Here is a 23,918-nt window from a genome sequence, read left to right on the forward strand (position 1 = left end):
GGGTGGTTGACGCCCTGGCCGTTTCGGCGGGACGCGGGGAGCTCACCTCTGACCCGCGTTGGGATCCGACGCTCCGCCCGCTGGCTCGCCTGTTGGAGGCGTTGACTCCGCCGCCTCGCCGGTACTGATCAAGCGTCGCGGAGCTCGCCGGCTAAGGGTGGTCCGCGCTGTAAGAGTCCCCGGGAGTGGTGGGGTTTGAGGGACCAGCGGCGGGGCGTCAGCACGTAGACGGCCATCGGCGGGATCTTCGGTGTGTACGGCCAAGCACTCACCGAAAGAGGTCCACCGATGGCCTTGCCCCAGTCTGCCCTGTCCGAACTCCTCGACGCGTTCCGTGCCGGTGATGGCGTCGACCTGATCCGTGATTCGGTCCGGGTCGCGTTGCAGGAGCTGATCGAGCTCGAGGCGATCGAACGCGTCGGCGCCGCACCCTATGAGCGCACCGAGGACCGTGTCACCGAGCGCAACGGCCACCGGCCGCGGGTGCTGACCACCAAGGCCGGCGACGTCGAGCTGCGGATCCCCAAGCTGCGGAAGGGCTCGTTCTTCCCGATCATCCTCGAGCCCCGTCGTCGGATCGATCAGGCGCTCTACGCGGTGGTGATGGAGGCCTACGTCCACGGGATCTCGACTCGCAGCGTCGACGACCTTGTCGAAGCGATGGGCGGCACGGGTGTCTCCAAGTCCGAGGTCTCCCGGATCTGCACCGGCCTGGATGAGACCGTCGGCGCGTTCCGCACCCGCACCCTGGACCACGTCGAGTTCCCCTACATCTATCTCGACGCGACCTACCTCCACGTCCGCAACGCACCTGGCAAAGGTGGCCAGGTCGTGTCGATGGCGGTGGTCGTCGCGACGGGTGTCACCGCAACCGGTGAACGGGAGATCCTCGGCCTGGACGTTGGTGACAGCGAGGACGAGGTCTTCTGGCGCAGCTTCCTGCTCAGCCTCAAACAACGCGGACTGGCCGGCGTGAAGCTGGTGATCTCAGATCAACACTCCGGCCTCGTCAAGGCGTTGAAGCGCGCGTTCCAGGGCGTCGCGCACCAACGGTGCCGGGTCCACTTCGCCCGCAACCTCCTGGCCCACGTCCCCAAAGGCCAGGCCGACTACGTTGCAGCTGCGTTCCGGATGATCTTCGCCCAGCCCACCGCCGAGGACGTCCACGTGGCGTGGGACAAGACCCGCGACGAGCTCGCCGCCCGCTTCCCCAAACTCGGGCCACTGATGGACGACGCGAAGCCCGAGGTCCTCGCCTTCACCGCATTCCCACGCGAGCACTGGCGCAAGATCTGGTCGACCAACCCGCTCGAGCGGGTCAACAAGGAGATCAAGCGCCGCGCCCGGGTCGTGGGCATCTTCCCCAACGCCGCGGCGGTGATCAGGCTGGTAGGCGCGGTGCTGATCGACATGCACGACGAGTGGATCGCCGGGGACCGCCGCTACCTCTCCGAAGGATCCATGGCCAAGCTCTACGCCACCAGCGATACTGAACCAATCGCCGCCATCGAGAGCAGCGACGCGTAGGCACCGAGGATCACCTCAAAGCCCACCACCCCGCGGGGCTCTGTCTCCGCGCTGCGCCGGACTTTCGTACGGACGCTACCCGGCCTGTGGTGCATGAGGTGTGTGGGTCGAGATCACCATGTCGGAACACCTGGTGCTGAGCAGGCAATTCGGGCTGGCGTCGGCAACGCAGGCTCGTGCTGGACGGATGTCTCTAGCATGCGTGCCGCTGGCCCGTGGTCCCGCGGGCTCGTGGTCCGCCCGAGCGCCGAGCGGTATCGCTGGGACTGCCCGCAGAGCCAATGGGGCACGGTTGGGCATCGCAGGCTGAGACACAGTTGCAAGCGCGCGGATCGCGGCAACAAGACCGAGTGCGTGAGCACCACGGTCGTCGTCGAGCCGCTGCGAACGATCGGTGACGTCGAGTCCGCGACCGCCGGATGGGTCAACTGGTACACAACAGGTGCCTGCACGGCACCCTTGGACTGATGACCCCAGCGGTGGTCGAGCGAGCCCGCCACGCGACTCTCAACCAAGAGCCGCACCCCTACAGAAGCGGCGAAGTACCTGGGGCGCTTCAGGTTGCCCGCACGATGATGCCCACCCGACCTCCTGCCCCAGGTCTCGACTGCACCTGGTCGGTTCCGGACCAATTTGCAGCACCGATCCAATAGCCTTGCCCGGATTCGTTTTCGTGAAGCACTCGTAGTCGAACAGGGGTGATCTCGGTGGCGTACCTCACCGTCACCGAGTTCGCCCACCGATCCGGCGTGACGGCCAATGAGTTGCGATTGAGATGTAGAAACGGCACGCTTCCGGCCGCGAAGCATCGTGGCCGGTGGCTGATCGACGAGGCTGCCGTGCCAGCTCTTGCTGGGTCTCGGCGATATGTGGGGCTGAGTCGCCGGGTCAATCTAAACGCTGCGCTCGCTCATGTGAGATCGCTCGACCTAATCGAGGAGTGGGTCCCTGATCTACTTCGCCACGAAGACCAACTGGCCGACATCGGGTCTGTCGTAGCAGGCGCACGGTCACGTATTCGTTCGGGTACCTGGGGGCCTCCTCGCGATGTTGAGGTGCCCAAGACGTCCTTCTTCACTCGACCAGGTCGACTGATATCCCTCGAAGAGCGCGTCGCCTTCCATGCGGTTGTTGCGACTTTTGCAGGCGCTATCGACAAGTCCCTGTCGAATCGCGTGTACTCCGCACGCCTTGCCGCAGGGGGCAAGTTTTTCACGCGTCGGGGGACGAATCAATGGAAGCGTTGGCTTCGATACGTGCGGCGACGCCTCACCCACGGTGAACCGTGGATGATCAAGACAGATCTGACGGCATACTTCGACACAATCAAGTTCGATCTTCTCGAAGATGAACTGAAGGCTTTGGCGGTTCCCGTGGACTCGCGCGAAGCGCTAATGGGCATGCTGCAGGCCTGGTCCCCCTTGAAGGGCGCGGGGCTAGTTCAGGGCCCAGATGCTGCGCGGGTACTTGGGAACTTGTACTTGGCTCCGGTCGATTCGGTTATGGTTGCCGCTGGGTTCGGTTACTCCCGGTACATGGACGACGTCCGGATCACTGGTGCAACCAAGGCTGATGTCATCGAGGGCATGCGAGTCCTAGAAAAGGAGTGCCGCAATCGCGGTCTGATCCTCAGCCCGAACAAGACGACAATTCATAGCGGACCTGACGCTCTTAATGTTGACCGCGAGGATGGGCGCGGGGCAGTGCTGTACTTCCTCGGGGCCAGAGATTTCCGCAGTGCCAGAAAGAGGCTGCGCCTGCTCTTGCGGCAATCCACATCCGCCCCGGGAGAACTCGACCCGCGCAATTTCAAGTTCAGTCTGTGGCGACTCGCCAAGTTGCGCGACCGAACTGTTCTTGCTCATGTACTGTCACGGCTCGACGATCTCGCGCCGGCCGCATCGGTTGTGGCGGAGTATCTTCGGCCGTACATAGACGAAGCTCTCGTGGAGTCGGAGCTTTCGGACTTCCTCGACGACGTTGACAACGTCCGCCACCCACATCTTGTGTTTCACCTTTTCGCGGCCATGCTCGATCACCCTGGCCCCTTGCCGAGCCGTTGGATCGACCATGCGGTGCGGCTAATGAAGGACGCGGCGGCGCCTGCCGAGCTCAGGGGTATCGCGGCCAACCTAGCTGCGAGATCTCGGCATCCGAGGGTTATTGCTTGGATCCGACGATCGGCGAAGTCAACTCCGGATGTTTACCTTGTTCGCAGTTATGCCACGGCACTCGCTCGCGTCGGATCGTTGGACGCCGTGACTGTCGGTTTCCTGCGCGCTCAGGATCCACTACTGGCGCGATCGGCCTCCTACTTGACCAACGCCAAGTCGCTCCCTTCGTTGGCGACACTGAAGGCGCGAGTCCCGATCCCTTAGTTGAGCAACCAACTTGAGTGCCCCGACACCGTAACAACGTGAGCAGAACCAGGTACCGCACCCCGTCGCTCAATCTGATCGGAGGTCGCCCAAATCAACTTGTCAGGATGGGCCGTTACGGCCGCCTCGATGGCGGAGACTTGCGCATCTGAGAGGATCAACTCGTAGATGTCAGCGACAAGGAGTTCTGGACTTTTCGCGTAGTCGCTGTAGCGGATTGGTTCCAGATGCCTGCCGCAGTACTGAGGGTTCAAATACGGGAAGTCTGAAGCGTTTAGAAAGCCGCTGGCGATCAGTTCCTCGTGGAACTCTCGCTCAGGTGTGCATTCGCGCCCCAAGCCCGAGTCGAACCAGTTTAGAAATTTGATGAGGCGCTTGCCAGGGATGCGAATGCGCAGATCTCCATCGCTCGTTTGATCCACTGGGAGCAGGTCGTCATCCAGAAGCGCGAACTCGGACCGCAAGCCTGGCGCTGCCGAAGGAAAGAACTTGTAGACGCCGCCAATCGGCTGATACTGGCCTGGATATCTATTTCCTTGGATCAGCAAGTAGCGACCGGATGACCTTATCCTGAATAGGTAGGAGATCGAGATCCGAACCGACTGGTTGGGGTGCCTGATCATCTGACGCACGATGCTGCGGTGGTAGAACTCGGTGGGGACCGCTTCTGCCATAACGATCACTGCGCTGCCAGCTATGCCAATTAGTAGCCCTCCAACAATGCCGCCTGGCCCGAACAGGACGGCAATCCCGAGGCTAACGAGCGTTAGGAGCCCCATCCGAACAATGACAGTGATTGTCCTACCTCCGCTCAGATATGCGAGAATGTCGCGTCATACTCGGTCACCTTCGCATTTTCCGGCTCCGGCCATTTGGTCCAGCACTTGTGATGAGTTCTGGATGATCCGAGCCGGGCGATGGTGCAGGCTCTGCACGGTCGCGCCTGGTGTAGGTGCAGCTTTGGTAGTCACTCTGATCGGCTACCTCCACCCAGGTCATAGGACGTCGCTTCCGTGTGCATCTTGGCGTATGCGGCCGGGGTCTGTCCGGTCAAACTGCGATGCGGCCGCGTCGTGTTGTACTCCTCGACTCAGTGGTCGACTACGGACGGGACCTTCGAGCACCCAGTGGTCGACCGGGACTGCTGAAGGTTCGGTTGTCACCTTGACGTGCCCTACGCGCGGACGCGCGACGTGTGTGCGCCCACGGTCCGCTCAATTGTCACTTCCGCGGGCGTGCTGCGGCACAGGTGGCCTAAGAGGCGGCCACGGAATCGCGCCCCGGCGAAACGCTGGGGTGCGAGTTTCGAGGAACCGAGGGCAGAGCGCGGTTGCGCGTGATGGTCTGACAGACCATCAGGATGAGTGGGAGGCGCGAGACCATGGCAACGCCACAGGGCTGGTACGACGATCCGCAGGACCAGAGCATCATCCGTTGGTGGGACGGCCAGCAGTGGACGAGCCACACGAAGCCGAAGGCTCAGGCGACCCCGGCGCTCGCACCGGTTCAGCCGCCCCAACCTCAGCAGCCGGCCGCCCCGGCCGCGTCGTTCAAGGCGTCGAAGCCGAAACTCTTCGGCAAGGGCCAGGCCCTGGACGAGGCGCACGCCGAGATCGATCGACTTCGCGCCGAGCTCGCTCGCCTCGGGGCGATGGACATCGCCGACCTGCAGGCCGAGCGGGAGCGGCTGCAGGGTGAGGTCGCCGCGGCCGGGGAGCAACTCGCGGCGTCTCAGGTAGACGGGCAGCGTCAGCGTCAGGAGATCGAGTCCCAGCTGGCGGCGGCGCGGCGCATGGTCGTCGAGACCGAGGAGACCGCGATCCTGCAGGAGGTGGGGATCTACCGCTACCAGCACCCGCTCGACGACTCTGTCGCCTACCGCGCGGAACTGTCGCGGATCCAGGACCAGATCAAGGCGATGGTGAAGAAGGACGGCGGCGCCATCTCGGCGACGACCAGCTGGAACGTGAACGGCTCGGCGACCGAGGGTCGCAAGATGGTCAACGACATCTCGAAGCTGATGCTGCGCGCCTACAACGCCGAGGCCGACAACCTGGTGCGCTCGATGAAGCCGTACAAGCTCCAGTCCGCCACCGATCGTCTCGACAAGGTCGCGATGACGATCGAGAAACTCGGCCGATCGATGAGCATCAAGGTCTCGGTGCCGTACCACCAGCTCCGGTGGCGCGAGCTGGAGCTGACCGCGGATTACCTGGAGAAGGTCGCCGAGGAGAAGGAGCGCGATCGCGAGGAGCGGGAGCGGCTGCGCGAGGAGCGGAAGGTCGAGCAGGAGATCGAGCGCGAGCGTCAGCGCTTGCGCAAGGAGGAGCAGCAGTTCCGCCAGGCGATCGCTCAGCTCGCGGCCCAGGGCGACGCCGAGGGAGCCGCCCGCCTGCAGGCTCGGCTCGAAGGGGTCATTGGCGAGATCGAGGCCGTGGACTTCCGGGCCCGGACCCTGACCGCCGGACACGTGTACGTGATCTCCAACATCGGCTCCTTCGGCGAGGGCGTGCTGAAGATCGGCATGACCCGTCGCCTGGAGCCGATGGACCGGGTCAAGGAGCTCGGTGACGCCTCGGTGCCGTTCATCTTCGACGTGCACGCGCTGTACTTCGCCGACAACGCCGTGCGGATCGAGCGCGAGATGCATCAGCGGTTCGCCGATCGCCGCGTCAACCGCGTCAACAACCGCAAGGAGTTCTTCAAGGTCACCGCGGCCGAGGCCCGCGACGCGTTGACCGAGTTGTCCGGTGAGCTGATGACGTTCGTCGAAGAGCCCGAGGCGCTGGAGTACCGCCAAGGACTGCAGGGTGCGACGGCCGACACCAGTCTGGTCTGATGGTGGACCTACGTGCCGTGACAGATCGCCTGCAGACCCTCTCCCACGAGTTGCGCAGCGAGTTGGCATTCATCCCGAGCCGCGGGGGAGTGGCTGACCGCAGACGAGTCGAGGCCACGGTGCTGGTGGCGTCTTGCTTGGGTAAGGACCACTACCTCGTCGACAAGCTGGAGAACTGGGTCTCCTTCTCCGCAGCAAACCGGTTCGCACGTACCAGTCCGGTCGACGAGCTCTGTGGATACGTCGACGCCGCGGTTGCCCTGATCGACAGCGACGGCTTGTCCCCGAGGCGAATGCCGACCTGCGACCCCGAGCTCTGGGTCCACGTCGAGCCACTCGTCGAGAGCGCCATCTGGGACAAGATCCCTTCAACGGTTGTGACGTTCGTGGAGGACTGGTTCCGCCGAACGGCCGGAGACCCTCCGAACAAGAAGGGCGGGAAGCTGTACGGGTCGGGCCTGTTCGCCGAGATCCTTCGACCTGGCGGATCGTTCTCACTCGGAGCCGACCCGAGCGAGATGGAGGGTTGGCGTGACCTGGGTGTCGGCCTCGCCAAGGCGGTCGGCAACGGCCACCGGCACACGATCAATACTCGTGATGACGCTGAGCAGCTGGCGTGGAACGTGATCGGACTCGGGAGCCTGCTGATCTCCGAGATGCGCCGCACGCACGGCGCAACGACGACATCGAGCTGAGGCGTCAGCCCGACGTGCGTCGGTAGAGGAGCAGCAACGGGGCGGTGATGGTCCCGACGATGGTCTCGATCCGGTCCGCCTGCAGGCCGCCGGATCGCGAGCTGATGGCGGCCACCAGACCGGGCCTTCTGTGGGCACACTCCGGGCACACTGTGGGCACAGTCGACTGAATCAATCGGAATTGATCGGAACTGTTTTCGCAGGTCAGATGTGGTGTGGGGTATCGCCAGGAGGCGGTAGGGACTCCCTACGGATCAGAAGGTTTGGGGTTCGAATCCCTACAGGCGCACAGCAGTTCAAAACCCCAGGTCAGCGCGCTGACCTGGGGTTTTGTCCATTTCTGGGCGTGCGAGGACGATCGATCGGGACAGGCCAGATCGGGCCGAACTCAGCTCCGGGCACACTGTGGGCACAGATCGTCCGCGACACAGCCTCCTGAACTGAGGTCGCGAAGGGCGACGAACATGTGTTCGGGGGTCGCGATCGGCGCCGATCCCGTCCGCGCATGCCTAGGTCGGTCGGCGTCTGCTACCCGCTTCCGGGGCGGTAGGCAAAGGCTTCCAGTCGCGGATAGATCACCTAGGGCCAGCTCATTCGCGGTGCAAAGACGCACCCGTGAGCCCACGACGAGTGCCATGAGCGCGCGTTTTCGCGCGCGGCAGGCGCGGGATAGAGATGAGCCCGCCACTCGTTCATGAACGATCGTCGACCACCGGCGCGTTTCGCGTCCTTCCTGGCGCGATTGGATCTGGCGAATGAGCGTGTTCATCGGCAGGGTGGGCCTTGCGGTGTTCACGGCCACCGACCGTCGAGCTGACCCGGCGGCCGTATCGCGACCGGATGTACCTGGGGAGACTCTGTTGCTTCATACTGGGCATGTGGACGCGAAGCCCTATGATGCACTTGCAGGCGAATACTACGACGCCGCCCATAAGACGTCGCGGAATTTCGACGCGACAACGATCGATGCTGTCGCCACTCTCCAGCATGACTTGCCGACGGGGAAGGTGCTAGAGGTCGGGGCTGGTCGCGGTCGCGCCAATGAGTTCTTAAACATCGACTCGAATCGCATCGTTCAATTGGACAACTCTGCCGCAATGTTGCGTCTCCAGCCGCGCGAGGCGTCGCTAGTGCGTGTGTTGAACGATGCCGAGAGCCTACCGTTTCCTGATGGCGAATTTAGCGTTGTCTTGGCCTTCCTATGTGATCCATTCTTGGGGCTCAATTTCTTGAGCGAAGCTCGGCGCGTACTGACGTCGGGAGGCGTGCTATTGGGAACAACGCCGAGCGAAGTTTGGGGTCGGGCTCTCAGGGGGAAATTGGATGTCGACCAGATGGAGACGCGATTTATGCTCCGTACTGGAAGCATCGCAAAAGTTCCCTCGGCGCTCTACTCTGTATCTCAGTTGAAACTCATGCTCGAGGCCGCAGGTTTCGATCCGACAAGCATTAAGATCAGTTCGTATAGCCTTCCGGAAGGCGTCCAGCCAGTTTCTGCAGATGTTACTTCTCCGGCCGAGCAACTCGGACTGTCGCCATACCGGTTGCCGATACTGGACCTTTTTGAGGCTCGGGCCGTGTAATGCCACCATCGATTCTCGGCGATTTGCCTCGACGCCAACGCTATAGGGTTTACGCTCGTTTCGTTGCTATCCTCGCCGGCGCGCTGGGTGCGTATGCCTTCTCCGTACTGGTGCAGGAAAATGAATACTTGTGGGCGGTGATCCCCGCTGTGGTGCTTGCGCTGGCGACCGTCGCCGAGTTCGCTGTTACAGACCTGCTTCTGGACAAGAGATTTCCGCCGGAAAGTGCTGCACTCCTGGACCGCTTGCAGCAGAAGCTCACCACGACGAATATTCACGATGCGATCGTCGATTCACTGAATAATTGCGTACGCGGGTTTCGTGGTTGCGATCCATCAAAAATAAGTTCGACTCTCCATCTGCGCGTGGACGTTCTCCCAGATTCGGATTCCGGAGCTGTTCCGTCGCTTATCCAGGTCTCCGCGTACACGAGAAAGTCGCTTGGTGGGCGGAGGTGGCGGGTTCTCAACCCTGCGGTCGGACTGGTGGGGCGATGCCTTCGACTCAATGATATCGTTTGGGTGAACTTTCGCGATCGTTCGGAATATGACCACCGAATGGTTTCTGAGTTTGGTTTTTCTTCCGACGAGGTTCAGCGTCACACCACCAGTGCGCGCTCATACTTGGCCTCCCCGCTTCGGGATGAAAAGCAGATCGTCGGTGTATTGTACTTCTTCTCGACTGAGCCGCAGGTCTTTCCGGTTGCGGCAGATCTCGTTGAACTGGAGCGAACGGGCCAAGATGTACTTCGTTTGCTCCGCGTCGCGAGAATTCTTTAGCCTAGGTTTCCCAAGTGAAACACGCCAAGGCGAAGGGTTAGGCCAGAGGCCTTGCAGTGAAGTGCGCGGATGCCGGGCCGCGAAGTCCGCAATTCGCTACGGCACGTCGCCATCGCCAACGCGTCGACGCGGGCGTTCCACCCCGCGACGCTCAGGTGGCCCGGAACGCCGACCGGCGCACGACAGAGCGCTACGACCGCGCCCGCGGCAACCCCAACAGACACCGACGCATTCGCCATTCCGCGGTCGAGTGGCACGAGCCAGTTCGGGGCGGCTCACGCGCGGCACCTCCTGCGACTCGCCCGCCGAGTTGGTGATGTGCGTGGATTCCAGCGACCTTCGCGATCCCGGTGACCATCCAGTGGGAGCCGCTCCGGCTGAGGGGACTGCCCGAGATCGCTCGAAGGCTTTGGAGATCTAGGACGCGCACTTCGGGACCTCGACCCTGCGATAAATTGGCCCGCGACCTCCCCGCCCCCGTTAGCCTCTCGGTCATGTCGAGCGCTCCTGGGTGGATCAGTTACGCGGCGCTCGGTCTGTCGTCGGGGTCGCTGCTTGTGTCGGGGTTAGCATTCCGGGCGGGTGGGCCCAGCCTTCGGCTTCGCGCGGTGCCGGTCGCTAAGGACGCTGAGGACAACCCCTTCGCAGACGGTTCGGCCGTACTGCTTACGGTCAGCAACGCCGGGCGGGCGGCCATCTCCGTCCAAACCTTCTGGGTCACGCCGTACGGCGAGCGGTCGCCCTTGCTCCCCGTCCAGGACGTCAGTGGCCCCACGCTGCCGTTCCGCCTGGAAGCCCACGCTGCGGTGTCGTGGTATGCCGACGCATTGCCCTCTGCCCGCGCCTATGACAGTCGGCTCCGTGGTGGTCTCACACCGAACTCGTCTTGGTCGTCCCAGTTTCGTTTCACCCTGGTCGCGGGAAACGGAAAGCGCACACACCAGCGCGGGACGTTCGATGCGCTGCGGATCATCGCGGACGACTCCCTCCTGTAGTCCGCCTGCACCGGGCCACCGAGTCGTCACCTTCGCGGCCGCCCGCCCGGAGGACCCGCCGCTCTTTCGGGTGCTGTCATCGCAGGTTCTCGGAGCCCCATTCTGGGCGCATAGGGCTACCGACCCAGGTCTGATCGGCGAGGCCGCCGAGTCAGGAGCTCGACCTCTTTGGTGTAGGTCGTGTCGGCTCGTCCCGCCTAGCAGAGCTCGGCAACGTCGGTGCTGTGGCCGGCCCAGTCGGAGGCGAGGTAGATGCTGATGCCGGACCCCTTGGTGGGGAAGGTGCGCTTCTTCAGGCCTGACTTGGGTCCCTGCTGGGGATTTGGCGGGTCAGATCGCGCTGACCTGCGATGATGGAGCAACTTAGTGCGTAGCTAAGGCACTAATTCGAGCGGTTAGGATCGGCCGGTGGCCTGGATCCGACGCGTTCGCACCGCGTCGGGCGCCACAGCAGTGCAGATCGCGGAGTCGGTCGATGGTCGTCGTCGGATCGTGCGGCATGTCGGCTCGGCACGTGATGAGGTCGAACTCGGTCTGCTGATGGACGATGCCCGGCGGCTGCTCGAAGACGATCAGCAGGGCCTGCTGGATCTCGGGATCACGCCGTCAGTCCCGAGGGCCGCGATGATCGCCCCGGCCCAGGCAGAGCCGGTAGGGCTGTTCCCGTCTCCCAGCGCGGCCGCCGTAACACCCATGCCGGCGGTGGCACGGACGCGGGTGCTGAGGACATCGTCGGGGCTGCTCTACGACGCGCTCGCCGCGGTCTACTCCAGCCTCGGGTTCGACATCGTGGCCGATGAGGTCTTCCGCGACCTGGTGATCGCACGGATCGTGGAGCCGACCAGCCTGCTCGACGTCGACCGGGTGCTGGCCGAGATGGGTCGACGATCAGCAAGCCACTCGACTCGGAAGCGGTCCCTACGCCGCTGCCATGCCGGGTCCTATCGGGACCAGATTGCGTCCGCGTGCTTCACCCACGCCGTCACCCACGGCGACGTGAGCCTCGTGCTCTACGACGTCACCACGCTCTACTTCGAGGCAGAGAAGGAGGACGATCTCCGGAAGGTCGGCTTCTCCAAGGAGCGACGCGTCGACCCGCAGATCGTTGTGGGGCTGCTGGTCGACCGACGCGGGTTCCCCCTCGAGATCGGCTGCTACGAAGGCAACAAGGCCGAGACCCTGACGATCGTTCCGATCGTGAAGCAGTTCCAAGCCCGCCACGGCCTCGCGGACATGGTCGTGGTCGCGGACGCCGGGATGCTGTCGTCGACCAACCTGCGCGATCTGGACGAGGCGAACCTGCGGTTCATCGTCGGCTCCCGGGTGACCAAGGCGCCCAAAGACCTGGAGTCCCACTTCCGCTGGCACGGCGACGCATTCAGCGACAGCCAGCTCATCGAGACGATCACCCCACGTACCGGGCACAAGGTCGAGAACGATCCGATGGTGAAGGCAGAACCAGTCTGGAAACCAGAGGAGCACGCCGGGTCGTGGCGGGCGGTGTGGGCCTACTCGACCAAGCGAGCGGTGCGTGACAACAAGACCCTGACCCTGCAGGAGAACCGCGCCAAGGCTGTGGTCGCTGGGGAGAAGACCGCTCGCACGCCACGATTCGTGAAGAACAACAGCAGCGGACATGTCCTCGATGACGCGTCCCTCGCTCGGGCGCGGCGGCTAGTCGGGTTGAAGGGCTACGTCACCAACATCCCCGCCGACCTCATGCCCGCCGGCGAGGTCATCGCCAGCTACCACGACCTGTGGACCGTCGAGCAGTCCTTCCGGATGTCCAAGACCGACCTACGAGCCAGGCCGATCTTCGCCCGAACACGCGACGCCATCGAGGCCCACCTCACCATCGTGTTCGCCGCCCTCGCCGTCAGCCGCGAGGTCCAGAACCGCAGCGGCCTGTCACTACGACGAGTCCTGCGGATCCTCAGGCCGCTGCGCTCAGCCACCCTCGCGATCAACGGCACCACCACGACCATCCCGCCCGGACTCAGCCCCGAAGAAGAAGAACTCCTCAACGCGCTCCGAACGCCGACTGCAAGGCACTAAGCCGCTTGGCCCAACTCCAGGTGCGCTGCGGATCATCGCGGACGACTCCCTCCTGTAGTCCGCCTGCACCGGGCCACCGAGTCGTCACCTTCGCGGCCGCCCGCCCGGAGGACCCGCCGCTCTTTCGGGTGCTGTCATCGCAGGTTCTCGGAGCCCCATTCTGGGCGCATAGGGCTACCGACCCAGGTCTGATCGGCGAGGCCGCCGAGTCAGGAGCTCGACCTCTTTGGTGTAGGTCGTGTCGGCTCGTCCCGCCTAGCAGAGCTCGGCAACGTCGGTGCTGTGGCCGGCCCAGTCGGAGGCGAGGTAGATGCTGATGCCGGACCCCTTGGTGGGGAAGGTGCGCTTCTTCAGGACTTCGTCGACCCGCCAGCGGACGAACCAGCGAGCGGCGGCCTTGTCGTTCTCGGCGACCGTCCGGCCATCGGGTGTTCGTCCCTGGATGGCGTAGACGCCCCAAACCGTCACTGAACCTGCTTGGCGACCAGGAAGTCGCGGACGTCGGAGGGGCGGAACCGGATCTGACCGTTGACGCGAATGAAGGTCGGGACCAAACCGGTACCAGGACCCTTCGCGGTCCACTTGCGGACGGTCGACTCGCTCACGGAGAGCCAGGCGGCCAGGGCTCGCATGTCGATGAGCGGCTCGTCCGGTACGGCGCCGGTCGTCGCGAGAGTGCTGTCGGGGTGGGGCGCGATCGAGTAGCTGGAGCTGGTCATGGGGTCCTCCACGGGGTCGAGTCGCTGGACTGACGCCGGGCAGGGCGCGAGCTGCTGGGGACCCCGGCAACTTCCAGAAGCCACACGTGGGCCTGTAAATCGGCCGGGAAGGGAGTGGTGAGCGAGGTCCCGCATGGTGGTGAGGGTCGCCCACGTGAGTGGTGAGGCGGTGGTGAGGCGCCCACCAGTGGAAAGCTGGGTGCTTATCCACAGGACTCGACCGTTGGCGGGCGCCGGGTCAGCCTTTGACGCTGACTGGCCTGATGTCCGAGAAGCTCTCGCCGTGTGAGCGGTGTCTGCGCTGCGACCAGCCGTTGCCAACCTCGCGGGATGGTCGGCCCAGGATCTGGTGCTCCCTGCGCTGCCGCCGTGCGGCGTACGAGGAGCGACGGGCTGCGAACACCGGCGGAGCGGCACGCCTGCCGACCTCGGAACCGGCCTCACGCCTGACGTCAAGCGGGTCCGGTGGCGCAGGCGGTTAAACGATATTTTCGCTGAAGCAGTTCGGCGCTAATATTGTTTAAACGCAGTCCGGGCTCTGACGCCACGGGCGTCGGCACCCTCATGTCCTAAGGAAGCTCTGATGGCCCGCGCTCGAACCTACTCACCCCCCACGCGAGACGCTGCTCGTCTGCTCGGGCTCGAAGTCGCACGGGCACGTCGTGCTCGCCGCTGGTCCGTAGCCGAACTCGCTGAGCGAGTCGGCGTCTCCCACGTGACAGTTCGCTCAGTCGAGAAGGGCGCGCTGAGCGTGTCGATCGGCACGGCCTTCGAGATTGCGACCACGCTCGGCATCGACCTCTTCGGCACTCCTGAGGAGGTAGAGCGCCACATCGAACGCGGACGAGACCGGCTTGCGCTTCTGCCGGCCAGTGTGCGGCACACGCACACAGACGTCGACGATGACTTCTAGAGCTCAGGTGCTGGGCTCAACCAGCTCGCGTCCGTCGGGCGAGCGGCCGAGCAGCGCCTTCGTCTGGGTCTGGCTGCCCGGGCGAACTGCTCCGGTCGTCGCCGGACGTCTGGACGAGCAGGGAGAGATCGTCACCTTCACCTACGGTCACAGCTACCTGTCGCGGGACGACGCGATCGCGCTCTACCTGCCGGAGCTTCCACTGCAACGAGGTTCCATTCGACCCGGTGCAGGTCTGAGCGCCCCGGGCTGTATCAAGGACGCCGGCCCCGACTCCTGGGGGCAACGGATCATCCTGGCTCGTCACTTCGGGCACCTGGACCGCGACAGCGACACTGCCGATCCGAGCTTGCTGACGTACTTGCTCGAATCAGGCTCGGATCGCATTGGCGCTCTGGACTTTCAACTCAGTGCGACCGAGTACGTCGCCCGCACCGGCCACGCCTCACTGGCTCAGATGCAGCAGGCGGCCGACACCCTGCAAGCTGGCGGCGAACTCCCAGCGGAACTCGCGGAAGTGTTGTTGCGCGGGACCTCCATCGGCGGCGCGCGCCCGAAAGTGTTGCTCGACCACAACGGCCGCAAGCTCATTGCCAAGCTCTCCTCGACCACCGACACCTACCCCGTGGTCAAGGCCGAGGGCGTGGCGATGAACCTTGCTCGACGCTGCGGTCTGGACGTGGCGCCCACCGAAGTCACCACGTCCATGGGGCGCGACGTTCTGCTCGTCGAACGCTTCGATCGGACTCCAAACGAGGGCGAACGCCGGCTGGTCGTTTCTGCTCTCACGATGCTGGGGCTCGACGAGATGATGGGGCGCTACGCCACCTACTACGACCTCGCCGACCTCGTTCGGCGACGGTTCGATAGCGCCGCGGCGACTTTGCGCGAGCTGTTCGCCCGCATCGTGTTCAACGTCCTCGTCGGCAACACCGACGACCATGCTCGCAACCATGCGGCGTTCTGGAACGGGGAGTCGCTCAATCTGACACCGGCCTACGACCTGTGCCCTCAACCACGCAGCGGCACGGAGGCCAATCAAGCGATGGCGATCGGACGCAACGGCGAACGAGAGAGCCGTCTTGCCGTGTGTCGTGACGCAAGCGACGTGTACCTGCTGACCCGCCAGGAGGCCACCGACATTATCGACTCACAACTCGAGGTCATCACTTCGCAATGGGCCGACGCCGCCGACGAGTGCCGCCTGACCTTCCAAGACAAGCAGCGACTGTGGAAGCGGCAGATCCTCAACGACTACGTCTACGAATAGGTGCATCGCCGGGGGGGAGGGGGAGCCCGGCGCTTCCGGCGGACGAGGGATGTCGCCGTCTCGCCTCGTTCGGGGGGTTCGATGAGACTGCACGAAGCGGGTCACGGTGACAAGCACGACGTCGAGCATCGCCCTCGCCTGACGAGCGCCGGCCGGCTCCGCAGTCGGGTCGCTCGCGAGGCTCCGCCGGTGTTCAAGATCGGTGTCCGACCCGTGCCCATTCAGGTCTCGTCAAGCAGGTCCTGGAGGTTCCGCCGGGTGCGGACCGTGTGCTCGTGGTTCGCGCCCAGGACCTTCTCGCGGCGGGCGAGTACGTCGGCGTACACCTCGATCGCCTCAGCCGTGCGGTTGGCGCCGGCGAGTCCGTAGGCGAGGTTGTGCCTCGACAGGAGGACGTCGGGGTGGTGCTCGCTCAACAGTCGCCGGCGTTGCTCCAGGACGTCGGTGTACATCTCGACCGCCAGCTCCGCGTCCCCGCTCGCCTGCGTCGCGTAGGCGACGTTGTTCACGGAGACGAGGGTCGTCGGGTGGTCCTTGCCGAGGGTTCGCCGTCTGGTCGCGAGAACCGACTCGTAGAGAGGCACCGCCAGGTCCGGTCGACCCATGGACTCGTAGGTGTACGCCAGGTTGTTCCGGACGGTCTGCGCGTCAGGGTGATCGGCGCCGAGGGCGGCCGCGATGTCGTCGAGGAGCGCCTCGCTGACCTCGACGGCCCTATCGAACTCCTGGTTCGTCTCGTACGCGTAGGCGAGGTTGATGCGCGCGGTGAAGGACTCGGGGTGCCTGGGGCCGACGGTTCGGTCGTAGCTAGCGATGACGTCCAGGTAGGTCGTGATGGCCGCGTCGGTCTCACCCGCGCTCTCCTGAGCGTCTGCGAGGACGGTCCTCGTCGCGAGAGTGTCGACGTGGGCCTCGCCCGGGAGACCGGCCTGCTCGGGGAGGAGGGCGTCGAGCATGTCGATCGCGACGTCGGGGTGACCCGCGGAGTTGTACACGGACGCGAGAGCGTGTCTGGCCCGGAGGGTCTCGGGGGCGGTCGGCCCCAGGGCCGAGGTGAGCGCGTTGACGATATCGGTCGAGAGGCTGATCGCCTCGTCGATCCGGCCGGCGTCGTCGAAGGCGTCGGCGAGCTCGATGCGCGCCTGCAGGGTCGCAGGGTGGTGGTCGCCGAGGTGGGCGCGAGCGTCGGCCACGTTCTGCATGCCCTCCTCGACCGCTCGTTGGGGGTCGGCGACGCTGAGGAGGTACCGGACCGCACGGGAGCGAAGCTCGACGAGCCGCTCGACCAGAGCGTCGTCATTCATCTGTGGGCTCCGCCGGGCCTGCCGGCGGCGGGGGGCGGGTCTCCAGGACGGCGTCGGCGACCGCCTGTAAGTGTGTGATCGCGTGGAGTCCGGCTCCGCGGTCCCTCCAGGAGTCGGGGGCGACCGCGAACCCGGGACCGAGGAGGTCGAGCGCCCCGTCGATGCTTTGGGCTCGGCGACCGCGGGACTCGGTTCGCTCGCGGATGACCCTCGCCATCAGGCGGTGCATGATGACCGAGTCGCCCGACTCTGACCAGGTGAGGACGGACCCGGTGACGCACCGTTCCAGCGCGTGGTCGATCTGGTCGGTCGTCCAGGTCGCGTGGTCGGCCCCGGTGACGCGCTCGAGAAGGTCGCGTCGGACGCCCTCCGGCGACAGGGTGGCGATGATCTCGAGGATGGTTCCGGCGATTCGCCGGTCGTCGTCGGTGTCGACCGAGTCGACGGCGAGGAGCAACGCGGCGGCGGTGGGGTCGGGGTAGCCGATTCCCCTGACGTTGGCGAGCGTCTGCGCGACCGGGTAGGCGCGGAGGTCGCGCAGGCAGCGGTCGTAGTCGAGGCGCCGGTGTCGGATGTAGGGCCCGACGGAGGCGAGGGCCAGGGGCAGGTCCCCGAGTTCGTGCGCGACGCGGTCGGCGCCGGCGTCGTCGGTGTGGCCGGTGCTCCGGTGGAGGTAGGCGATCGAGTCGGCTCGGTCATAGGTGTCGACGTCGATGGTGGCGGCGAGCTCGTCGAAGGCGCGGTCCGTGCTGGTGATGACGACCTTGGTGAGGCCCGTGGGGGGCAGGAACGACCGGACCGTGTCGGGATCCGCGGCGTTGTCGAGCACGAGGACGCCACCCAGGTCCCAGGTGGCGAGGTGTTCGCGCAACTGGTGGGCGGCCTCCCTGGGACTCGCTTGGGGGGTCACTACGCCAGCGCGCTCCGCGGTGCGGGCGAGGCCCGCGATGAGGTTGTCCTCGGAGTCGGCGTTGACCCAGGCCACGAGAGGGCATCCGTCGGTGGCGGCGGCCCTGGCGTAGGCGGCGGCGACTTGTGTCTTGCCGACGCCCCGCATGCCAGTGAGGGCGCTCACCAGGACGACGTTGGACCGGTCGAGTTGGCGTGCGAGCCGCTCGACCGCCCTCCGCTCGACGAAGGTCCGCGGCTGGCCCGGGATCTCTCCCACGACGATGCCGCGGCGGGAGAGCGGCGGGGCTCGTGTCGGGTCGGGAGGCGTGGGGTCCGGCCGCGCGCCGTCGGGTCTTGACCGAGTCGGCGGGAGGTGTCGGATCGAACCGATCGGCGGCGCGACGTCCTCCGGCTGTCCCGTCAGGTACCGGTAGAGGCTGTTGTACTCGTCGGGGATGCGGTAGCGCGTGACGCTCTCCCGGAGGACCTCCGGCACGCTCGACTGGTCGGCACCACCAATGAGGACGGGTACGTAACGGGTTCGTCGCGTGGTGTCGGCGTAGATCCTGTCGCGGATCAGGATCGACTCCCAGCGACCCCCCTTTCCCGTCGTAGGGTCGCCGTGGTTGCGGTAACGCTCGTAGTAGCTGGGTGTGCACACGACGAGCGTGAAGTCGGCGGCCTCGACCTCGTCCTCCATCCAGGCGGGCCAGCCCTGCAGGGGTGTGCCGTTGACCCACCGGTCGATGGAGACGTCCAGGCCCTCGCGACGCAGGCGGTCCGCCAGGTCGAGTACGGACTGGCGATGTGCGTCCGAGTCGTGGGTGTAGCTGATGAAGACCCGGATCGCCATGGCTCATTATGGGCCGGGAGAGGCGTCTCGCGGCGGGTTCCGCGGGGAGACGGGGCAGCCGCGACGGCCGCAGTACGCCGTCGGTCCGGTCACCGCGGGTCGCACCGCGAGCGGCATCGACGCCGCTCTGCTGCCGGTCTCCTGACCACTGCCCCCTGTGGACGCGGCCCGGGTGTCGGCCGGGCCGAGCGCCTCTTCAGGAGTTCTCCCTACTTTGCTCTTCCGGACGTCCTGACGCTGCCGGTGCGACTGCTCGCGGCCACCAGTGATTCACCTGGACTCGCCACGATCCGCTCCGGGCCCGGGCCCACCAACTCTGGTTGAAAGGTCTTGCTGCTCTGATGTCCGCTGCGCCCACGCCCGCTCTCCCGTTGCGCCTCCGACTCCGGAAGGCCGCGATCGCAACGCTCTCGCTGCTCGTCGTCTCCGGCGGAGTTCTGTACGTCGTCGCCCCCGCCTCGCCGACCCTGGACGCGTCGTTCGGCGAGATCGCTGGCGACCCCCCGGGCTTCGACCGCGACCTCTCGGTCGACTACTCCCTCGCGGCCGCCGAGGTCACGGAGCGCCGGCGCTTCCGGGAGACCTTCTACGGGTCCATCACCTCCGCCGGCGTCCCCGTCCGGAACGCTCGCCTGATCATCACGGGCGTCCAGCGCTCCACCAAGGGCCTGCGCGCCACCGCCAGGATCGGCGGGACCGGGTCCTACCGGGCCAAGGTGAGCCTCAAGCCGGGCCGCTACCGGGTCACCATCACCCTGAAGGCGGGCGGCAAGACCCGGACCATCAGCAAGACGAGACGCCTCCGCAACAACCGCAGCTACCGGGCCTCGGTCAAGGTGCGGGAGAGCGGCATCGTCACCATGCTTCCCATCTCGAGCTACTGATGGGCGGTTCGCCCCGGCGGGTCGGGGTGGTGCTCGGCACCCGGCCGGAGGCGATCAAGCTGGCTCCGATCGTGACCGCGCTGCGCGACAGCGGGCACTACGAGCCGGTCGTCGTCTCGACCGGCCAGCACCGGCACCTGCTCGACCAGCTGCTCGGCTTCTTCGGCGTCACGCCCGACGTCGACCTCGACCTGATGCGGCCCGGCCAGCACCTCACCGACCTGGCCGGCCTCGCGACGACCCGGATCGGCGAGGCGGTGGAGGCGCTCGACCTCGACCTGCTGCTCGTGCAGGGCGACACGACCACGACCCTGGCCGGCGCGCTGGCCGGCTTCTACCGGAGGATCCCGGTCGCCCACCTCGAGGCCGGGCTGCGCACCGACGACCGGATGTCCCCGTACCCCGAGGAGGTCAACCGGCGGGTGGTCACCCAGCTCGTCGACCTGCACCTGGCCCCGACCACCTGGGCCGGCGACCGGCTGCTTGCCGAGGGGGTCGACCCGACCCGGGTGCTGGTCACCGGCAACACCGTGGTCGACGCGCTCTTCGACACCGTCCGCCGCCGGCACCCGTTCACCGGGCCCGACGCGGCCGCGCTCGCCGAGGTCGAGGCCTCCGGGCGGCGGGTGCTCCTCGTCACCGCGCACCGGCGCGAGTCCTGGGGCGCCGGGCTCGACGGCATCGCCGAGGCGGTCGCCCGCCTGGTGGCGGCCCACCCCGACCTGGTGGCGGTCTTCCCGGTGCACCCGAACCCGATGGTCCGCGAGCCGGTACGCCGTCGCCTCGGCGGACTGCCCAGCGTGCTGCTGACCGAGCCGCAGGACTACCCGTCCTTCGTGCGGCTGATGAATCGCGCCGACCTGGTGCTCACCGACAGCGGCGGGATCCAGGAGGAGGCCTGCTCGCTGGGCAAGCCGACCCTGGTCGCCCGCGACACGACCGAGCGGCCCGAGGGGGTCGAGGCCGGCGGGCTGCTCCTCGTCGGCACCGAGCCCGACCGGATCGTGGCGGCGGCCGACGTACTCCTCACCGACCCGGCGGCGTACGACGCCCTGGTCTGCCGCTCCCTGCCCTTCGGCGACGGAGCCGCGTCCGCGCGGGTCGTCGCCGCCCTCGACCTGTTGTTCCCGACTACCTCGGACCTGGATTCCCATGCGACTGCTTCCTGACCACTCGTCCACCCGCACCCGGCTGGCCGGCCTGGCCGTGCTGGTCCTGCTCGTCGGTCCGGTCTCTGCGTGCGGCGGCGACGACGCCGACGACGCCGACGCCGATGCGGCGTCCGCCTCCGCGGAGAGCTCGGTCGCGCCCGGCTCCGAGCCCACCGCCGATCCCTCGGCCGAGGCCGGGACCCCGACCGACCCCGGCGGCTCCGGCAGCGGCACCGGCGGGTCCGGCTCGACCGCCGACGGCACCCTGGGCGGCAACGCGGCCGCCGACCCCAACTCGCCGTTCGTGGTGGCTGCGACCGCGGTCGCGATCCGCAGCCGCGACCAGATCACCCAGCTGCACGCGATGGGCCTGGCGACCACCGGCCAGGGTGGCCTGTCCGCCGACCAGCTACCCGCGCTGGGTGAGGCGATCCGTGCCGAGCTCGGCCGCCAGATCGACGACAGCACCATGCTGCCCCCGCCCGCGGGTAGCCCCGCGGCGGACCTGGTGGCGGCCCTGGAGAAGTACCGCGGCCTCGCCGGTCAGCTGGCCGCCTGGGGGCCGGGCGGCGCCGCGCTGCCGGACGCCTGGTTCTCCCGGCTGGCGACCAACGACCGCGCTTGGAAGGGCGCCCTGCGCCAGCTCGGCGAGCTTTCCGAGCAGGACCTGCTCGCCGACCTCGCGCCGCTCGCGATGCCGAGCTGAGCGGCGTGAGCATCGACCTGACCGTCGTCAGCTGGATCGTGACCGTCGTCGTCGGCTACTACTTCGTGCTGTTCCTCGCCAGCTGGTTCCGCCGCCGCCCGCCTGCCGGCGCCGAGGCGACCCGGCCGCTGATGGTGATCCTGGTGCCGGCCCGCAACGAGGAGCTGGTGCTCGAGGGCACCCTCGAGTCGTTGTCCTCGCTGGAGTACGCCGGCGGCCACCGCGTCCTCGTCGTCGACGACGCGTCCACCGACGCGACGCCGACGATCGCGAGTGCCTGGGCCGCCCGGGACGATCGCATCCGGACCAGCCGCCGGGTCCCGCCCGAGGCCGGGCAGGGCAAGAGCGAGGTCCTCAACCACGCCAACCGGCTGGTCGGCGACTGGCTCGAGGCTGGCGACCCGTGGCTCGAGGGCCGTCGGCCCGAGGACATCGTGCTGGTCATCGTCGACGCCGACGGCCGCCTCGAGAAGGAGTCGCTGGCCAAGGTCGCGCCGTACTTCGCGGACCCCAAGGTCGGCTCGGTCCAGATCGGCGTCCGGATCGCCAACGCGGACGCCAACGCGCTCGCGCGGATGCAGGACATCGAGTTCGTCGGGTTCAGCTGGCTGGTGCAGATCGCCCGCGACTGGATCGGGTCGTCCGGGCTCGGCGGCAACGGCCAGTTCACCCGCCTCTCAGCGCTGCAGACCCTGGGCCGCGACCCGTGGCACCGCGGCGCGCTCACCGAGGACCTCGACCTTGGTCTGCGACTCATCGAGGGCGGCTGGCGGACACGGTTCTGCCACCTCACCTACGTCGACCAGCAGGGCCTGACCTCCTGGCGCCCACTGCTGCGGCAGCGGACCCGGTGGATCCAGGGGCACTACCAGTGCTGGCGGCACCTGGTGCCGCTCGCCCGGTCCGGCCGCACCCCGATCCTCGCGCGCCTGGACCTGATCCTCTACCTGGTCCTGGTCGTGACCGTGGTGCTGGTCTCCTACACGGTGGTCGTCGGCCTGCTCGGCACCCTCGGGCTCGTCCAGGTGACCAACGACTTCCTGCTCTGGGTGCCGTACGGCGTGCCGCGCCGCACTGTCAGCCTGCTGCTGTCCGTGCTGCCGGTCACCGTGTTCCTCGGGACCTACCAGCGACACAGCGCTCACCCGTTCCGGTGGTACCAGCTCCCCGCGGCCGCACTCGCCTTCACGACGTACGGCTACGTCTGGTTCTTCGTCTCCCTCCGCGCGCTCGCCAACCTCGTGCTGCGCCGCAACGCCTGGGTCAAGACGCCCCGACTCGCCGCCTGATGCGGCCCTCCTGGATCCCCTGTGGACGCCGGCGCCCCCGAGCCGCTCGCCGGGCGGGGGCCTGTGCGTCGACCGGCGACCCGGCTCGCCCTCTGGCGCCCGGATCGAGCCGCGCCACTTGACGGGTCCTGGCCGTGTGGGCGAGGCCGAGCGTTCACGGGCCGTTTCTGCTCGACCGCTGGGATTCTCAGTCCGGGCCGAGGAATGAGGAACCAGGTGAAGGCGAAGGCCGTACGACGTCTCACTCTCGGCGCGCCGCTGGTGGCGCTTGCCCTGACGCTGCCGGCCGGGCAGGCGCAGGCGCACCCGTTCGGCGAGCCGCAATCGGTGGACATCACCTCGCTCGACGATGGGGTCCGGGTCGCCTGGAAGGCGTCGCCGGACGACGTGACCATGCTGGCGATCGACCTCGACCTGATCGATGAGATGCGGACCTTCGTCTTCCAGGACGGGGCGCTGGTGCCCGAGGAGTCGGAAGAGACGGACGGCGTCGTCCTTGCTGCGTCGGCCGACTTCGGTGACTACCTGCGTGAGCACGTCCTCGTGGTCGGCGACGGCGCTCCTTGCGCGGGAGACCTGCAGCCGGTCAGGGACGTGAGCACCGAAGGTGCGACAGTCGACTTCGATTGCGGCGGGCCGGTCACCGAGGCCGTCGTCACGATCACCACGCTCACGGACCTGCATCCGTCGTACCGGACCTTGGCCACCAGCGTCGGGGGCCAGCGCCGCGCCTACACGAGTAAGCAGGACACGTTCACCTGGGCGTTCCCGGCGCCGGGCGTCGCGCCGAGCGGGGACGCGGACGGTGGCGGGGGCCGAGGCGCGAGCGCGGCTTGGCAGCTGGGCGGCGTCGGGCTCGCTGCCGGCGCCCTGGGCGGGGGCGGCTGGTGGCTCCGCCGCCGGCGCACCGCCGGCTCCGGAGCCTGATCGGCACCGACGCTCCCGACCTGACCGTTTCGGCGACGGTCGGATCGGTTCACGTGCGGTTCACCCCCGCATCCCGGTCCGGTCGTCAGAGGGAGGTCGCGGGTTCGGGGGTCACCGATTGCATGGTCAAGCTGACCGGCGGGCCCGAGCCCGGCGGCGG

The 23,918-nt window shown here is 66.8% G+C and carries 20 protein-coding genes; 15 read left to right on the top strand and 5 right to left on the bottom strand.

Translation table 11 applies throughout. From position 1 onward, the window contains the following. Nucleotides 1-288: 288 nt before the first annotated feature. On the top strand, nucleotides 289-1,527 hold the full coding sequence (locus MUB56_RS05130; RefSeq protein ID WP_244928844.1) for an IS256 family transposase: 1,239 nt from the start codon (nucleotides 289-291) through the stop codon (nucleotides 1,525-1,527). Between the two features lie 707 nt (nucleotides 1,528-2,234). Next, nucleotides 2,235-3,905: a reverse transcriptase domain-containing protein gene (locus MUB56_RS05135; RefSeq protein ID WP_244930829.1), complete on the top strand. Its 1,671-nt coding sequence runs from the start codon at nucleotides 2,235-2,237 to the stop codon at nucleotides 3,903-3,905. Here MUB56_RS05135 and MUB56_RS05140 read toward each other — a convergent pair. Then, on the bottom strand, nucleotides 3,902-4,579 hold the full coding sequence (locus MUB56_RS05140) for a hypothetical protein (RefSeq protein WP_244930830.1): 678 nt from the start codon (nucleotides 4,577-4,579) through the stop codon (nucleotides 3,902-3,904). The genes MUB56_RS05135 and MUB56_RS05140 overlap by 4 nt on opposite strands. A 707-nt stretch (nucleotides 4,580-5,286) precedes the next feature. On the opposite strand from MUB56_RS05140, the gene MUB56_RS05145 reads away from it, so the two are divergent. From MUB56_RS05145 to MUB56_RS05165, 5 genes are all read left to right on the top strand, one after another. Continuing rightward, entirely contained in the window at nucleotides 5,287-6,744 is a 1,458-nt protein-coding gene (locus MUB56_RS05145; protein WP_244930831.1) for a DUF4041 domain-containing protein, read from the top strand. Further along, entirely contained in the window at nucleotides 6,744-7,439 is a 696-nt protein-coding gene (locus tag MUB56_RS05150; RefSeq protein WP_244930832.1) for a TIGR02391 family protein, read from the top strand. The genes MUB56_RS05145 and MUB56_RS05150 overlap by 1 nt, the downstream gene beginning before the upstream one ends. A gap of 755 nt (nucleotides 7,440-8,194) precedes the next feature. Then, nucleotides 8,195-9,022, top strand: coding sequence for a class I SAM-dependent methyltransferase (locus MUB56_RS05155; RefSeq protein ID WP_244930833.1), 828 nt, complete (start codon nucleotides 8,195-8,197; stop codon nucleotides 9,020-9,022). Next, nucleotides 9,022-9,801, top strand: a complete 780-nt coding sequence (locus tag MUB56_RS05160; protein ID WP_244930834.1) for a GAF domain-containing protein — start codon at nucleotides 9,022-9,024, stop codon at nucleotides 9,799-9,801. The genes MUB56_RS05155 and MUB56_RS05160 overlap by 1 nt, the downstream gene beginning before the upstream one ends. 1,403 nt (nucleotides 9,802-11,204) lie before the next feature. After that, nucleotides 11,205-12,851 (top strand): IS1634 family transposase, encoded by a 1,647-nt coding sequence (locus MUB56_RS05165; protein WP_244930835.1) that lies wholly within the window; start codon nucleotides 11,205-11,207, stop codon nucleotides 12,849-12,851. Between the two features lie 255 nt (nucleotides 12,852-13,106). Here the strand turns inward: MUB56_RS05165 and MUB56_RS05170 are convergent, their stop codons facing one another. Both MUB56_RS05170 and MUB56_RS05175 read right to left on the bottom strand, forming a co-directional pair. Next, nucleotides 13,107-13,319 carry a hypothetical protein gene (locus MUB56_RS05170; RefSeq protein ID WP_244930836.1) on the bottom strand — a complete coding sequence of 71 codons (213 nt, stop codon included), beginning with the start codon at nucleotides 13,317-13,319 and terminating at the stop codon, nucleotides 13,107-13,109. Continuing rightward, a complete protein-coding gene (locus tag MUB56_RS05175; RefSeq protein ID WP_244930837.1) occupies nucleotides 13,316-13,570 on the bottom strand; it encodes a helix-turn-helix domain-containing protein in 255 nt (84 codons plus the stop codon). The genes MUB56_RS05170 and MUB56_RS05175 overlap by 4 nt, the downstream gene beginning before the upstream one ends. Nucleotides 13,571-14,153: 583 nt before the next feature. Here MUB56_RS05175 and MUB56_RS25870 point away from each other — a divergent pair. Then, nucleotides 14,154-14,483 carry a helix-turn-helix transcriptional regulator gene (locus MUB56_RS25870; protein WP_280637368.1) on the top strand — a complete coding sequence of 110 codons (330 nt, stop codon included), beginning with the start codon at nucleotides 14,154-14,156 and terminating at the stop codon, nucleotides 14,481-14,483. A gap of 7 nt (nucleotides 14,484-14,490) precedes the next feature. Beyond that, nucleotides 14,491-15,753, top strand: coding sequence for a HipA domain-containing protein (locus MUB56_RS05190; protein WP_244930838.1), 1,263 nt, complete (start codon nucleotides 14,491-14,493; stop codon nucleotides 15,751-15,753). 221 nt (nucleotides 15,754-15,974) lie between these two features. Here the strand turns inward: MUB56_RS05190 and MUB56_RS05195 are convergent, their stop codons facing one another. After that, nucleotides 15,975-17,057: a tetratricopeptide repeat protein gene (locus tag MUB56_RS05195; RefSeq protein ID WP_244930839.1), complete on the bottom strand. Its 1,083-nt coding sequence runs from the start codon at nucleotides 17,055-17,057 to the stop codon at nucleotides 15,975-15,977. Next, nucleotides 17,050-18,801, bottom strand: coding sequence for an SEFIR domain-containing protein (locus MUB56_RS05200; protein WP_244930840.1), 1,752 nt, complete (start codon nucleotides 18,799-18,801; stop codon nucleotides 17,050-17,052). Before MUB56_RS05200 ends, MUB56_RS05195 begins: the two co-directional genes overlap by 8 nt. On the opposite strand from MUB56_RS05200, the gene MUB56_RS05205 reads away from it, so the two are divergent. The 6 genes from MUB56_RS05205 to MUB56_RS05230 all read left to right on the top strand — a co-directional run bounded on the left by MUB56_RS05205 (nucleotide 18,782) and on the right by MUB56_RS05230 (nucleotide 23,758). Further along, a complete protein-coding gene (locus MUB56_RS05205; protein WP_244930841.1) occupies nucleotides 18,782-18,946 on the top strand; it encodes a hypothetical protein in 165 nt (54 codons plus the stop codon). The two genes, MUB56_RS05200 and MUB56_RS05205, sit on opposite strands and share 20 nt — an antisense overlap. Before the next feature lie 196 nt (nucleotides 18,947-19,142). After that, on the top strand, nucleotides 19,143-19,685 hold the full coding sequence (locus MUB56_RS05210; protein ID WP_244930842.1) for a carboxypeptidase-like regulatory domain-containing protein: 543 nt from the start codon (nucleotides 19,143-19,145) through the stop codon (nucleotides 19,683-19,685). Next, complete coding sequence (gene wecB / locus MUB56_RS05215; RefSeq protein ID WP_244930843.1) at nucleotides 19,685-20,854, top strand: UDP-N-acetylglucosamine 2-epimerase (non-hydrolyzing); 1,170 nt, start codon at nucleotides 19,685-19,687, stop codon at nucleotides 20,852-20,854. Before MUB56_RS05210 ends, wecB begins: the two co-directional genes overlap by 1 nt. Continuing rightward, a complete protein-coding gene (locus tag MUB56_RS05220; RefSeq protein ID WP_244930844.1) occupies nucleotides 20,838-21,542 on the top strand; it encodes a hypothetical protein in 705 nt (234 codons plus the stop codon). Before wecB ends, MUB56_RS05220 begins: the two co-directional genes overlap by 17 nt. A gap of 5 nt (nucleotides 21,543-21,547) precedes the next feature. Beyond that, complete coding sequence (locus MUB56_RS05225) at nucleotides 21,548-22,831, top strand: glycosyltransferase (RefSeq protein WP_244930845.1); 1,284 nt, start codon at nucleotides 21,548-21,550, stop codon at nucleotides 22,829-22,831. A 204-nt stretch (nucleotides 22,832-23,035) separates the two neighbouring features. Next, on the top strand, nucleotides 23,036-23,758 hold the full coding sequence (locus MUB56_RS05230) for a hypothetical protein (RefSeq protein WP_244930846.1): 723 nt from the start codon (nucleotides 23,036-23,038) through the stop codon (nucleotides 23,756-23,758). Nucleotides 23,759-23,918: the final 160 nt, after the last annotated feature.

This window comes from Nocardioides sp. W7 (assembly GCF_022919075.1).
Lineage (GTDB): Bacteria > Actinomycetota > Actinomycetes > Propionibacteriales > Nocardioidaceae > Nocardioides.